Raw genomic sequence first — 13,253 nt, 5'->3', positions numbered from 1 at the left:
GTGCCATGGGCAAACAAAAACTGCTGGTCATCGAAGACGATCCCGGCCTGCAAAAGCAGTTGCACTGGAGTTTCGATGGCTACGAGGTCTTGCTGGCGGGCGAGCGCGAGGCGGCGCTGGCGCTGGTGCGGCGCCACCAGCCGGCTGTCGTGACGATGGACCTGGGCTTGCCGCCCGATCCGGACGGCGCCACGGAAGGCCTGGCCACCCTGCAGCAAATCCTCGCGCTGGCGCCGGACACGAAAGTCATCATCCTGTCGGGCAACCAGGAGCGCGCGCATGCCTTGAAAGCCATCGCGCTGGGCGCCTACGATTTTCACCAGAAGCCGTTCGAGGCCGACATGCTGGGCCTGGTCATCGCCCGCGCGTTTTATTTGCACGCGATGCAACAGGAAAACCGCCGCATGCTGCAGACGCAGGCGGACTCGCCCCTGGCGGGCATCATCAGCCGCGACCCTGGCATGCTCAAACTGTGCCGTAGCGTGGAAAAGGTGGCGCCCTCGTCGGCCAGCGTGATGCTGCTGGGCGACTCGGGCAGCGGCAAGGAATTGATCGCGCGGGGACTGCATGCGCTGTCGAGCCGCCACGCGCAGCGTTTCGTTGCCATCAATTGCGCGGCCATCCCTGAAAACCTGCTGGAAAGCGAGCTGTTCGGCTATGAGCGGGGCGCGTTTACGGGCGCGGCCCGGCAAACCCTGGGCAAGATCGAGCTGGCCCACGGCGGCACCTTCTTTCTCGATGAAATCGGCGACATGCCGATGGCGCTGCAGGCGAAAATGCTGCGCTTCCTGCAGGAACGGGTGATCGAGCGTGTGGGCGGGCGCGCCGAGATCGCCGTCGATGTGCGCATCGTCTGCGCCACGCACCAGGATCTGAAGGTGCTGGCGGAGCAGGGGCGTTTCCGCGAAGACCTGTTTTACCGCCTCAGCGAAATTGTCTTGCGCATTCCACCGCTGCGCGAGCGGGCCGGCGATTGCACCTTGCTGGCGCAACACTTCAAGAACAAGTTCTGCGCCAGCGAGGGGCGCGGCGCCCTGCATTTCAGCGCGGGCGCGCTGCAGCTGATCGAAAGCTATGGCTGGCCCGGCAACGTGCGCGAAGTGGAAAACTGCATCAAGCGCGCCGTCATCATGTGCGACGGGCCGCAGATCGCCGCCGACGACCTGGGCTTGCCCGCCAGCGCCCAGGCGGCCGTCCAGGATGAACCGCTGAACCTGCGCCAGGCCCGCGAAGGGGCCGAATACAGGGTGATGGTGCGCGCGCTGGCGCGCGCCGACGGCAATATCGCCCGTGCGGCCGAGCTGCTGGGCGTGAGCCGGCCCACCCTGTACGACTTGATGGGCCATCACGGCATCAAGTAGGCAATCGCTGAATATGAATTTTGTGTAAGGCGTCGCACATACGCAGGCGCTGCCGTGGCGCATCCTTGTCTCATCTACAACAAGGAGGCGCCATGAATGCGATCAATTTATTAATGCAGGACCACAAGGCCGTGAAGGCCTTGTTTGCCCAATATGAAGGCTTGAGCGACCGCTCATTTGCCACCAAGAAAAAGCTGGCCGACCAGATCTGCCAGGAATTGACCGTGCATACGCAGCTGGAAGAAGAGATTTTCTACCCGGCCGTGCGCCGCCCCATCCACGACGGCGACCTGATGGATGAAGCCCTCGTCGAGCACGCGAGCGCCAAGGAGCTCATCGCGCAAATTGCCGCGATGGATCCGGCCGACGACCTGTACGACGCCAAGGTCAAGGTGCTGTCCGAACAGATCGACCACCACGTCCAGGAAGAAGAGGGTGACATGTTTCCCAAGGTGCGCGATACGGCCGTCGACCTCGATGCGCTGGGCAAGGAAATGGCCGCGCGCAAGGAACAGCTGACGGGCGTGGCCGCCTGAGCGGCTCAAGACATCAACCATCAAGGGAGTATTTCATGCAAGCTACACAATTGTCCGTGTCCGACCTGAACAATCCGGGCGTTTCCTGGGGCGCCGTGCTGGCGGGCGCGGCCGCCGCGGCCGCCTTGTCCTTCATTTTGCTGATCCTCGGCGTGGGCCTGGGCCTGTCGTCCGTGTCGCCATGGTCGTTCAACGCCACGGCCATTGGCGTGTCCACCATCGCCTGGCTGGCCTTCATGCAACTGGCCGCGTCCGGTATAGGCGGCTACATGGCGGGCCGGCTGCGCGTGAAATGGAGTGCCATCCACACGGATGAGGTGCATTTCCGCGATACGGCGCACGGCTTGCTGGCCTGGGCCGTGGCGACCTTGCTCACCGTCGCCCTGCTGGCTGGCGGCACACGCGCCGTGCTGAGCGGCGCCATCGACGCGGGCAGCGGCGTGGCGGCGGCAGTGGGCCCGGCAGTAGGGGCGGGCGCCGCTGCGGCTGGCACCAAGGCGGGCGAGGGCGGCGCCAATCCGCTCGACTATTTCTCGGACATGCTGCTGCGCGCCGCGCCTGCTGCTGGCACCGGCACCGTGGCGGCACCCGTGGCCAATACCGGCACGGCCGACCAGCGCGTGGAAATCGGAAAGATCTTCGCTACCAGCCTGTCCACGGGCAGCCTGGCCGCCGATGACCGCGCCTATCTGGGTCAGGTCGTGGCCAGCCGCACGGGCGTGACGCAGGCTGAAGCGGAAGCGCGCGTCGACGCCGTCTACGCCCGCGCCGCCAAGGCCGCCGCCGATGCCAAGGCGAAAGCACAACAGGCGGCTGACACGGCCCGCAAGGCCGGCGCCCACACGGCGCTGTGGATGTTCGTCGCCTTGCTGCTGGGCGCATTCGTGGCCAGCCTGGCGGCAACGTTTGGCGGCCGCCAGCGCGACCATGAGCGCGTGCTGCGCCACGTCACCATCTGAACCCCACCATCTCAATCAAGGAGTCTGCCATGCGTTCCATCCTCTTGCTGCTGCTGGGCATTCCATTGCCCATCGTCATACTGATCGCCCTGTTCGTGCATTAATAAGACGTTGACGTAAAAAAACGGCGCCCGCCGCAAGCCGGGCGCCGTTTGTATTGAAGCGGGTCCATGTGTAAGATGGCGCGATCTTTCCACCGAGACTATCCATGAATGTGACCGCTTTCCGCCCCTTGCTGAAAACCGCCGCCATCGCCGCCTTGGCCTGCAGCGTGCTGGCCGCGTGTTCCACCCTGATCGGCCCGCGCGACGTGAATGTGTCGCTGAGCAAGATGCAGCAGGGCCTGGAGCGCCGCTTTCCCATCGACAAGCGCGTGTTGTCCGTGCTGGACGTCAAGCTGACGCATCCGCAACTGTCGCTGCAGCCCGAGCGGGAAAGGGTCGCCCTCAGCGTGGACGCCAGCGTCTTCCCGCCGTTCATACGCCAGAGCTGGCGCGGCAGCCTGGCCATGTCCGGACGGCTCGTGCTCGACCCCCAGCGCAATGCCGTCTACCTGAGCGAGGCGAGCGTGGACAAGGTGGTCATCGACGGCATGGACGAGTCGCAGCAGCGCCAGTTCGCCAAGGTGGCCAGCCTGGTGGCCGACCAGCTCATGCATGAAACACCGATCTACACCTTCAAGCCCGACGAGCTGCGCTATGCGGGCGTGCAATTCGTGCCCACGCAGATCAGGACCACGGGAAATGGACTGACGGTGACGTTCGAACCGGTAAAGTAGGCTAGGCCTCGAACGCGGACGAGCCGATTTGTGTTGCCGTGTTATTGCGCGGCGTCGCCTCTTCATGGAACAGGTCAGCCAGGTACTCGCACAAGGCATCGGCGCCAATATCGTCGGGAATGATGAAATCGGCGGGCCGGCGCTTGCCTTCCGCACCGAGATAGAAGGCGCGCCATGCTCCCGGATGCCCGCGGACGGCAATCAGCGTGCCGAAAATATTGAATCTGCATTCCTGCATCAAACTTCTCCAGTCAACGAGCCAGGCAAAAACAGGTGGTGAACGACCGCTATGGTTATTGCTAGATGGTAACATTTGCTGATCATCGGCGCGGGCTTGAGGCGTGCCTCAGCGAACATCGGTGCACTGGAATTGTTCAACCGACATTGTTGCGCGGCAGGCAGGCCGTCTATAATCCGGCCTTTCATGCCTGGACACAGCATGTTCTCCAACATGTAGTTAAAACAATTAAGGGACTCTTCGTGAAACGCTCACTCATCAGCGCCGCCTGCTGCGCCTTGTTCGCCTTATCCTCGCCGTCGTTGTACGCCCAAGCTACCAATGCGATCGCGCCCGTCTCCGGCATCGACCTGAAAACCCTGGATCCGGCCGTCAGCCCCAGGGACGACTTCTACGGCTACGTCAACGGCGTGTGGACCCGCAATACGGAGATCCCGGCCGACAAATCCGTCTGGGGCACGTATATCGAATTGCGCGAAATCGCCCAGGGCCAGCTGCGCGGCCTGATCGACGCCACCGTCAAGAACCCCGGCAAGCCCGGCAGCGAAGCGCACAAGATCGCCGACCTGTACACGAGCTTCATGAACGAGACGGCGCGCAATGCGGCCGGCTTCAAGCCCTTGAAGGCCGAACTGGCCCGCGTGGCTGGCGTGAAAGACAAGAAAGACTTGCCGGCGCTGTTCGCCTACCTGCAGAGCAATGGCGTCGGCACGCCGTTTTCCGCCTATGTGGCGCCCGATGCGCAAGACCCGGAGCGCTACACGGTCAACATCAGCCAGTCCGGCTTGGGCTTGCCTGACCGCGATTACTACCTGAAGGAGGACGACGCCAAGCTGCAAGCCGTGCGCGCCAAGTACCTCAAGCATATCGAAACCATGCTGGCCATGAGCGGCGACAAGGCCGCTGCCGATCACGCGGCGCAAATCCTTGACCTCGAAACCCGGCTGGCGGCCGTGCAATGGACGCGCGTGCAGATGCGCGACCCCGTCAAGTCGTACAACCGCGTCGATTTCGACAAATTCGCGGCCCTGGCGCCGGCCTTCGACTGGAACGCCTACTTTACGGCCGCCGGCCTGGCGCCGAAAGCCGCTTCGGCCGTGGTGCGCCAGCCCAGCTTCATGACAGGCTTTTCCGAGAGCGTGGCCGCCGTGCCGCTGGAAGCGTGGAAGAGCTACCTGAACTGGCGCATCATCGAAAGCTATGCGTCTTACCTGGACAGCGCCACGGTCAAGGAGCGTTTCGCCTTTGACGGCACGGTGCTGCGCGGCGTGCCGCAAAGCGAACCGCAGTGGCAGCTGGCGCTGCGCTTCACGGATGGCGCCATCAGCGACGCCGTCGGCAAGCGCTACGTGCAAATGTATCTGCCGCCGGAAACGAAGCCACGCGTGATGGCCATGTTTGACAATTTCGTCGCCTCGTTCAAGGATGGCATCGAGCAACTCGACTGGATGGGCCCGGAAACCAAGAAGGAAGCCCAGCTCAAGCTGGCCGCGCTGAAGCCGAAGATCGCCTACCCGGATACCTGGCGCGACTACGGCAGCATGCAGACGCGGTCGAACGACCTGATCGCCAACGTGCGCGCCGCGCGCGCGTGGAGCCGCCAGCAGAATCTGGCCAAGCTGGGCAAGCCGGTCGACCGCGACGAATGGTCGATGACGCCGCAAACCGTCAACGCCAGCTACAGCCCGGCCCTCAACGCGATCACGATCCCGGCCGCCATCCTGCAGCCGCCATTCTTCAACGTGAAGGCGGAAGACGCCGTCAATTACGGCTTGCTGGGCATCACCTTCGGCCATGAAATCAGCCATGCCTTCGACGATTCCGGCAGCCAGTACGACGCCAAGGGCCGTTTGCGCAACTGGTGGACGGCGGAGGACCGCGCGGCCTTCAAGGCGCTGGCGGCCGGCCTCGTCAAGCAGTACGGCGCCTACAGCCCCGTGCCTGGCTACCATATCAATGGCGAACTGACCCTGGGTGAAAACATCGGCGACAATTCCGGCCTGTCGATCACCTATAAAGCTTACCAGCGTTCGCTCGGCGGCAAGCCGTCGCCCGTCATCGATGGCTTGACGGGCGAACAGCGCCTGTACATCGGCTTCGCGCAGAAATGGCGCGCGAAATTGCGCCCGGAAGCGGCCATCGCGCAGATCAAGAGCGACCCGCATTCGCCGGGCGAATTCCGCGCCAAGGGCACGGTGAAAAACCAGCCCGGTTTCTACGAAGCGTTCGGCATCAAGCCAGGCGACCCGATGTATCTGCCACCCGAGCAGCGCGTGATCATGTGGTAAGCAAAGTCAGGTAAGCAGGCTGGCGCGCCGGGGGCTATTCCTTGGCGTGGTTGAGCGTGTAGCGGGGCAGTTCCACCGTCAGGTCTGCGCCGCTCACGCGCGCCTGGCACGACAGGCGCGACTGGGGCTGCAAGCCCCAGGCCTGGTCCAGCATGTCTTCTTCATTGTCGCCCAGCGCATTGAGCGTATCGAAACCCTGAACCACGACCACGTGGCAGGTGGAACAGGCGCCCACCTGACCGCAGGCGTGTTCCATGTCTATTTTGTTGAGCAGCAAGGCGTCGCAAATGCTCATGTTTTGCGGCGCGTCAAACACGGCGCCTGCGGGAGCCAGCTCGGGATGGGGTAATACGGTGATGGTTGGCATACGATAATCTCCTTGAGTACCGTTACCTTGCACCTTCCCGCCTGGACAAGGTCAAGCGCCATGTTGCGCTTGACGGGGAGAACCTGCGCTTACAGCTTCGAGGCCGGATGTTCCGCCAGCGGGACAAATTGGCCGGTGGACTCGTCGAGCGCATCGAGCGAACCGTTTTCGATGTCATACACCCAGCCATGCAGGGTCAGGCGTTTTTGCGTGATGCCCAGCGCCACCGAGGGGTGCGTGCGGATGTTGTTGAGTTGTGCCACGACATTCGCGCGTACCATGCCGTCGATGCGGTCCTGTTCCGTGGCATGCTCGACGGATTCATTGATCATGCGCGCCGCATCCGCATGGCGCAGCCAGTTCTTGACTGCCGGCATGTGATCGAGGCAGGTGCAGGTGGCGATGGCTTTCATCGCGCCGCAATCGGAATGGCCGCAAATGACGATGTCCGTCACCTGCAGGGCCGCGACCGCGAATTCGACGGACGCGCTCACGCCGCCCGGTTCCGGGCCGAACGAGGGCACGATGTTGCCCGCGTTGCGGATCACGAACAGTTCGCCAGGTTCGCGCTGCGTCACCAGTTCCGGCACCATCCGGCTGTCGGAGCAGGAAATGAACAAGGCCTTGGGCGTCTGTCCCGTGGCCAATGTCTTGAACAGCTCTCGGCGTTCAGGAAAGACTTCCTTCTGGAAACGTAGAAATCCGGCAATGATGTCGCGCATAAATAAAAGAAAAGAGTGGTGTGAGCCAGTATTATCGCCGATGTTGGCGCAGCTGGCTTGCCGGCTAGGCCGTTTGCGGGTCCGCCAGGCAGCGGTCGAGATGCTCGAGCAATTGCAGAAACACGCGTTTGTCGGCCATGTGATTCATCGTGTTGCTCGTGAAGACGTCGCTGGCGGCCGCCGCCACGGCACCGCGGGCTTGCGTGCAGGCGGCACGCAGTTGCGCGCGGTCAAGCTCAAGCAGCGCCGCGGTGATGCCTTCGGGCGTGAAATCGAAGGCATCCATGCCGCAGCAGCCGGCCACGCAATGGGTTTCCAGGCGGCAGATCAGCGGCCACAGGCCGTCCAGCAGGGCATCGATATCGATGGCCTGGTCATAGCGGCCATCAAGGCTGATGAACTCGATCCATGCATCGTCGCCGATCTGGATATCGTATTGGCGGTCGCGTTCGGTCATTGTCTGATTCTCCTGGTGATTGGCATCGCATGATAAAAAAACCGCCCGAAGGCGGTTTCTGTCGAAGCATCGATGTCGGCGCTTAGATAAAGTAGATCAGCGCGATCACGCCCACGACGAGGGCCACGCGGGTGACCTGGTAGGCCGTCTTGTTCCACGCCTTGAAGCGGCGGCGGTACTGGCCCATGGTCCAGGAAATCTGGAACAGCTTGCTCACGCCGCCCACCTGGTCGCCCAGTTCGTTGGGCGAGGCGGCGGCCGTCATCAGGGTGCGGCCCAGCCAGCGGTTCAAGCCTTGCGCCCAGCGGTAGCGCATCGGGCGCTCGATGTCGCAGAACAGGATGATGCGGTCGCTGTCGGCATCGTTGCGTGCCCAGTGGATATACGTTTCATCGAACATCACGGCCTGGCCGTCGCGCCAGCTGTGGCGTTCGCCATCGACGTCGATGAAGCAGCGGTCGTCGTTCGGCGTCTGCAAGCCCAGGTGGTAGCGCAGGGAGCCGGCGAACGGGTCGCGGTGCGGGTTGAGCTTGCCGCCTTGCGGCAGTTCCGCGAACATGGCCGCCTTGATCGAGGGAATCGATTGCAGCAGCGCATAGGTTTGTGGGCACATCTGCTGTGCCGACGGGTGGTTCGCGTCATACCATTTCAGGTAGAAACGCTTCCAGCCATACTTGAAGAAGGAATTGAACCCCACGTCATTGTTCTTTTCCGCCGCCTTGATTTTTTTCATTTCCTGCATGCGCAGCGCTTCATCGCGGATGATTTGCCAGTTCTGCTGCAGCGGCGCCAATTCCGGGAATTGCTCGACGGCTAAATAGGGCGTGGCCGGCACCTTGGAAAAGGTGTGCATGAACAGGTTCAGCGGCGCCATGAACGAGGAGTGATCGAAGATCTGGCGGCGGAACGGCAGGCGCACCTTGCCACGAAAATGAATATGTAAAACAGAAAACACAAAAATGCCCAGCAAGGCCCACTTCATACACAACCTCGTTTTTTAAGAATGGGGCAATTATAACCAGTTAATGCCAGCGCCACCCCGTGCCAGGGTGAAGGAAAGATGAAGCGGCACGCGGGAGAGCACTGTCCTACAATGGACCTTTCTCCACATTGATACGAGGTAACGATGGAAATCTGGCACGCACCGCTCGACCTGGCTACCCTGAACGCCGCCAGTGCAGGCACGGCCATGCGCCACCTGGGCATCGAATTCACGGCCTTCGGCCCCGACTGGATCGAGGCGACCATGCCCGTCGACCACCGCACCATGCAACCGTTCAAGCTGCTGCATGGCGGCGCGTCCGTGCTGCTGGCCGAAACCCTGGGCAGCATGGCCGCGAATGCCTGTCTCGACTCCCGCCGCCACGTGAGCGTGGGCCAGGAAATCAATGCCAACCACCTGCGCGGCGTGCGCGGCGGCCAGGTGACGGGGCGCGCCACGCCTATCCACCGGGGCCGCACCAGCCAGGTCTGGGAAATCCGCATCGCCGACGACGATGGCAAGCTGTGCTGCATTTCGCGCATCACCATGGCCGTCATCGACGCCCCGGGCGCGGGCTGATCCGTCCCCTGTTGACTTGCATCAAAGCATTAAAAGCGGACGCGTGAAATCATCCATAACGCTGTTCGCTTATAATTCAGTGTGCTGTTGTATGGCGTGAGGGTCTCCCCCGCGCGCCTGCATTGCCCGACATTAGAAGCTGACTGCCCAAAAAACGCCAGTTAGAGACCCATCCTGCGCCATGCAGGAAAGGCAACACGACGGCGAGCGGATCGCTGGTTTTCAGATAACCAGCAACAATCAACTTTATTACAGGGCAATAACAACAATGATGTCATTCAATCGTTTGACGATAGGCGCGCGCCTGAGCGCAGGCTTCGGGCTGCTGGTCGTACTCATGCTGGTGCTGGCGGCGTTCGCGCTGCTGCGCATCGGCGCCATCTCCGGCGCCATGGACGCGCAAGAAAAAGTTCAACTGGAAAAACTCGAACCCCTGTACGTGGCGCGCGAAGCGCTCGACCAGACGGGCCTGGCCGCCCGCAACGCGTATATCTTCCATGAGCAGGCCGCCGCCGAAAAAGAGCTGGCCATCCTCGACAGCCAGAAGGCGCTGTACCTGGAAGCGCTGGCCCGCCTGGCGCCGCAGTTCGCCGGCGACCCCCAGTTCGAGAAGGTCAGCACGGGGCTCAAAACCATGGCGCGGGAATTGCAGCGGCCGCGCCAGTTCCGCGCCACCGGGCAGATGGAGCAGTACGGCACCTTCCTCGTCGAGGAATGCAGCCCGCTGCGGCGCCAGATCGTCGCCGATATCGATGCCGTGCTGAAAAACGTGCTGCTTGAATCGGAGCAGGCCAGCGTGGCCGCGCGCGCCATCTACGGCCAGTCGCTGCGCTGGATCGGCGTGCTGGCCGCGCTCAGCGTGCTCATTTGTATTGCGGTCGCCACCGTCATCACGCGGGGATTGCTGCGCCAGCTGGGCGGCGAACCGGCGTATGCGGCCTCGATCGCCGGGCGCATCGCGCTCGGTGAGCTGGCCATCGACGTGCACACGCGCGACGGCGACGACAGCAGCTTGCTGTTTGCCATCAAGACCATGCGCGACAACCTGGCCGCCATCGTCGGCAAGGTGCGTCACGGAACGGAAAGCATCGCCACGGCCTCGACCGAGATCGCTTCGGGCAACCGCGATCTGTCGCAGCGCACGGAACAGCAGGCCGGCTCCCTCGAAGAGGTGGCCTCATCGATGGAAGAGCTCATTTCCACCGTGCGCCAGAATGCGGACAACGCCCAGCAGGCAAATCACCTGGCGCGTGAAGCGTCGAAGGTGTCGGAGCAGGGCGGCAAGGCGGTGGCCGAAGTGGTGCACACGATGGGCCTGATCAATGCCTCGTCGAACAAGATCGTCGACATCATCGGCGTCATCGACAGCATCGCCTTCCAGACGAATATCCTGGCCTTGAACGCGGCCGTGGAAGCGGCGCGCGCCGGTGAGCAGGGGCGCGGCTTCGCCGTCGTCGCCACCGAGGTGCGCAGCCTGGCACAGCGTTCCGCCGCCGCCGCGCGCGAAATCAAGCTGCTGATCGACGATTCCGTCAGCAAGGTGGGCACGGGCACCCTGCTCGTCGAGCAGGCGGGCGCCACCATGCATGACGTAGTGGCCGGCATCGGCAGGGTGACGGGCATCATGGCCGAGATCAGCCACGCCACGCAGGAGCAGGGCGCCGGCATCGAACAAGTCAACCGCGCCATCGTCGACATGGACAGGGTCACCCAGCAAAACGCGGCCCTGGTCGAGCAGGCGGCGGCCGCCGCGCACGAACTGCAGCAGCAGGCGGCGCAGCTGGAGCAGGAAGTGGGCATCTTCAAACTGGCCGCGCCGGCCAACGGTCGCCTGCGCCTGGCGGCCTGACGGCGGACGCGCCGCAGCGCGGCGCGCCGGCAGCCATGCGCCAGCAGTTCTATTCCGCGCTACAATGAGAGCTGGATCACCGCCAGGACGACTCATGCAAGTGCGCAGCAGCCATGATCTATCCAGCCCGGACGACGACGGACCGGCGCCGCCCGTGCTGCAGCTGGCCCTTGCCGGCCTCGGCTGGGGTTTGCTCACCTGCATGCTGTGCTTTGCCATCCTGTTCCTCACCAAATGGCTGTTGCCGCCCGAATACTGGGGCGCGCACACGGGCCTGGCCAAGTTCAAGCGCGAAATGTCGCTGCCCCTGCTGGTGTTCTGGGTCGTCATCTATTCTCCCATCCTGGAAACCTTCCTCGGCCAGCTGCTGCCGCTGGAAATCCTCAAGCGCCTGGGCGCCAGCCGCCAGCTGAGCATTTTTATCGGCGCCATCCTGTGGGCCATCGTGCATTTCATCAGCGGCGGCTTGCTGCACGCCATCGTCGCCCTCGGTTCGGGCGCCATGTTCAGCTTTGTCTACCTGCGCTACCGCAGCCCCGGCGTGGCCGTTGCCTACGCGACAACGACCTTCTCGCGCGCCTGCAACAACATCGCCGTCCTGATCGCGGTGTTCTACGGACTCGACGCGTGAGTCCTATCCTTTCCTAGTAAATACGGCACCAGCGCCGCCAGCGCCACTGCCAGCACGGCCAGGCCGTTCAGCAACTGGCGGAAGGCGGCGTCGTAGCTGGCGCGCAGCAGCGCTTCCTGGCCGCCCAGCAGCTGCGTTGCCTGTTGGATATCACCGAGCGCGGCGCGGCTGGCGGCCGCCAGCACGGGCAAGTCGCTGGGCAGCTGGCGCGCCAGCCCCGTGCCGATCAGGCCCGCCAGCAAGGCGCCCGCCAGAGCCAGCGCCACCCCGTCGGCGCTGATGCGCACGGTATTGAAGATGCCCGTCGCCATGCCGGCCCGCTGCGTTTCCACCACGCTCAAGGCCATGCCATCCATCAAGCCCCACGGCAAGCCGATGCCCGCGCCGATCAGCAGCAACGGGCCGGCCAGCGCCGCACCGCCACCGCCAGCGAGTACCAGCGCCAGCCAGGCCAGGCCCGCCGCGGCCAGCAGCAATCCCGCCGCGCACAGCGTGCCCGCCGTGATCCAGCGCGACAGCAGCGCCGCCAGCATCGGCACGAGCAGCAGTGGCGCGGCCAGGGCGATCATCAGGCGGCCCGCCGCCAGCGCGGACATGCCGTCGATGCCGATGAAGCGCCCCGGCAGCATGACGATGAGCACGATGAACAGGAAGGCGGGCGAGGCGGCCAGCACTTGCACGGCGAGAAAGCGGCGCTGGCGGAACAGCGACAGGTCCAGCAGGGGCTGCGCCGTCCCCCGTTCGACCGCGATAAACATCCACAAGAGCAACGCGGATGCGGCGATGGACAGCAGCACGGCGCTGCTGCGCCAGCCGTGTTCCGGCGCCAGCAGCATGCCCAGGGTCAACAGGCCCAGCGCGGCGCTGAAGCTGAGTGCGCCAGGCCAGTCCAGCCGGCCCTTGCCGCGCGGCGGATCGGCCGGCACGCTGCCCCATACCAGCAGCATGCCGATGGCGCCCAGCGCGGCCGTGGCGTAAAAGATGGCGGGCCAGCGGGCCAGTGCCAGCATGGCGCCGGCCGCCAGCGGGCCGAAGGCCAGGCCCAGGCCGAAGGTCGTGCCCAGCACGCTCATCACCCGGCCGCGCGCCGCGCCGTGGAACAGGGGCGCCAGCGACGACATGGCGGCGGCGAACGCGGCCGCGCCGCCGAGGCCCTGCACGAAGCGCAGCGCGGCGATCCATGCCACCGAGGGCGCGACGGCGATGGCTAATGTCGCCAAGCAAAACAGCGCCAGCCCCGCCAGCCAGACGCGGCGCCGTCCCAGCACGTCCGTCAGACTGCCGGCCACCATCATGGCGCTGCCATAGCTGAGGATATACGCATTGATGACCCAGTTCAGGGCGGCGGCGCTGCCGTGCAGTTCGGCGCCGAGCGCGGGCAGCGCCACGGCCGGGCCCGTGAAACACAGGGGTATGAGCAAGCCCGTGAGGCAGGCGGCCAGCACCTGCAGGGGGAGGGAAAGGCGTGAAGAGGAAGGCATGGGTGTCAGCTCTGAAAGAAGGAGG

The 13,253-nt window shown here is 64.2% G+C and carries 14 protein-coding genes; 8 read left to right on the top strand and 6 right to left on the bottom strand.

Annotated elements, in window-relative coordinates:
• The first annotated feature begins 5 nt into the window (after positions 1–5).
• The 4 genes from prsR (at position 6) to GCN78_RS23675 (ending at position 3,634) form a co-directional block, all read left to right on the top strand.
• A complete protein-coding gene (gene prsR / locus GCN78_RS23690; protein WP_152253896.1) occupies positions 6–1,361 on the top strand; it encodes a PEP-CTERM-box response regulator transcription factor in 1,356 nt (451 codons plus the stop codon).
• 92 nt (positions 1,362–1,453) lie between these two features.
• On the top strand, positions 1,454–1,897 hold the full coding sequence (locus GCN78_RS23685; RefSeq protein ID WP_152253895.1) for a hemerythrin domain-containing protein: 444 nt from the start codon (positions 1,454–1,456) through the stop codon (positions 1,895–1,897).
• 35 nt (positions 1,898–1,932) lie between these two features.
• Positions 1,933–2,856, top strand: coding sequence for a hypothetical protein (locus tag GCN78_RS23680; RefSeq protein ID WP_152253894.1), 924 nt, complete (start codon positions 1,933–1,935; stop codon positions 2,854–2,856).
• 208 nt (positions 2,857–3,064) lie between these two features.
• Complete coding sequence (locus GCN78_RS23675) at positions 3,065–3,634, top strand: DUF1439 domain-containing protein (RefSeq protein WP_152253893.1); 570 nt, start codon at positions 3,065–3,067, stop codon at positions 3,632–3,634.
• 1 nt (position 3,635) lies between these two features.
• Here GCN78_RS23675 and GCN78_RS23670 read toward each other — a convergent pair whose 3' ends face one another.
• Positions 3,636–3,872 carry a DUF7661 family protein gene (locus GCN78_RS23670; RefSeq protein ID WP_152253976.1) on the bottom strand — a complete coding sequence of 79 codons (237 nt, stop codon included), beginning with the start codon at positions 3,870–3,872 and terminating at the stop codon, positions 3,636–3,638.
• A 242-nt stretch (positions 3,873–4,114) separates the two neighbouring features.
• On the opposite strand from GCN78_RS23670, the gene GCN78_RS23665 reads away from it, so the two are divergent.
• Entirely contained in the window at positions 4,115–6,160 is a 2,046-nt protein-coding gene (locus GCN78_RS23665; protein ID WP_152253892.1) for a M13 family metallopeptidase, read from the top strand.
• Between the two features lie 34 nt (positions 6,161–6,194).
• Here the strand turns inward: GCN78_RS23665 and fdx are convergent, their stop codons facing one another.
• From fdx to lpxO, 4 genes are all read right to left on the bottom strand, one after another.
• Entirely contained in the window at positions 6,195–6,527 is a 333-nt protein-coding gene (gene fdx / locus GCN78_RS23660; RefSeq protein ID WP_152253891.1) for an ISC system 2Fe-2S type ferredoxin, read from the bottom strand.
• 89 nt (positions 6,528–6,616) lie between these two features.
• On the bottom strand, positions 6,617–7,249 hold the full coding sequence (locus GCN78_RS23655; protein WP_152253890.1) for a carbonic anhydrase: 633 nt from the start codon (positions 7,247–7,249) through the stop codon (positions 6,617–6,619).
• Positions 7,250–7,313: 64 nt separating this feature from the next.
• Complete coding sequence (locus GCN78_RS23650) at positions 7,314–7,706, bottom strand: DUF6331 family protein (protein ID WP_152253889.1); 393 nt, start codon at positions 7,704–7,706, stop codon at positions 7,314–7,316.
• Between the two features lie 82 nt (positions 7,707–7,788).
• Positions 7,789–8,688 carry a lipid A hydroxylase LpxO gene (gene lpxO, locus GCN78_RS23645; RefSeq protein ID WP_077404091.1) on the bottom strand — a complete coding sequence of 300 codons (900 nt, stop codon included), beginning with the start codon at positions 8,686–8,688 and terminating at the stop codon, positions 7,789–7,791.
• A 144-nt stretch (positions 8,689–8,832) separates the two neighbouring features.
• On the opposite strand from lpxO, the gene GCN78_RS23640 reads away from it, so the two are divergent.
• The 3 genes from GCN78_RS23640 (at position 8,833) to GCN78_RS23630 (ending at position 11,747) form a co-directional block, all read left to right on the top strand.
• On the top strand, positions 8,833–9,267 hold the full coding sequence (locus GCN78_RS23640) for a hotdog fold thioesterase (protein ID WP_152253888.1): 435 nt from the start codon (positions 8,833–8,835) through the stop codon (positions 9,265–9,267).
• Between the two features lie 268 nt (positions 9,268–9,535).
• On the top strand, positions 9,536–11,116 hold the full coding sequence (locus GCN78_RS23635; RefSeq protein ID WP_152253887.1) for a methyl-accepting chemotaxis protein: 1,581 nt from the start codon (positions 9,536–9,538) through the stop codon (positions 11,114–11,116).
• A gap of 94 nt (positions 11,117–11,210) precedes the next feature.
• Positions 11,211–11,747 (top strand): type II CAAX prenyl endopeptidase Rce1 family protein, encoded by a 537-nt coding sequence (locus GCN78_RS23630; RefSeq protein WP_193316840.1) that lies wholly within the window; start codon positions 11,211–11,213, stop codon positions 11,745–11,747.
• Here the strand turns inward: GCN78_RS23630 and GCN78_RS23625 are convergent.
• Positions 11,729–13,228, bottom strand: a complete 1,500-nt coding sequence (locus GCN78_RS23625) for an MFS transporter (protein WP_152253885.1) — start codon at positions 13,226–13,228, stop codon at positions 11,729–11,731. The two genes, GCN78_RS23630 and GCN78_RS23625, sit on opposite strands and share 19 nt — an antisense overlap.
• Positions 13,229–13,253 lie beyond the last annotated feature (25 nt).

The sequence above is a fragment of the Janthinobacterium rivuli genome (assembly GCF_009208735.1).
In the GTDB taxonomy this organism is placed as follows: domain Bacteria; phylum Pseudomonadota; class Gammaproteobacteria; order Burkholderiales; family Burkholderiaceae_D; genus Janthinobacterium.
The sequence above is the reverse complement of the archived record's forward strand: the minus strand, read 5'-3'. Positions and strand labels throughout refer to the sequence as shown.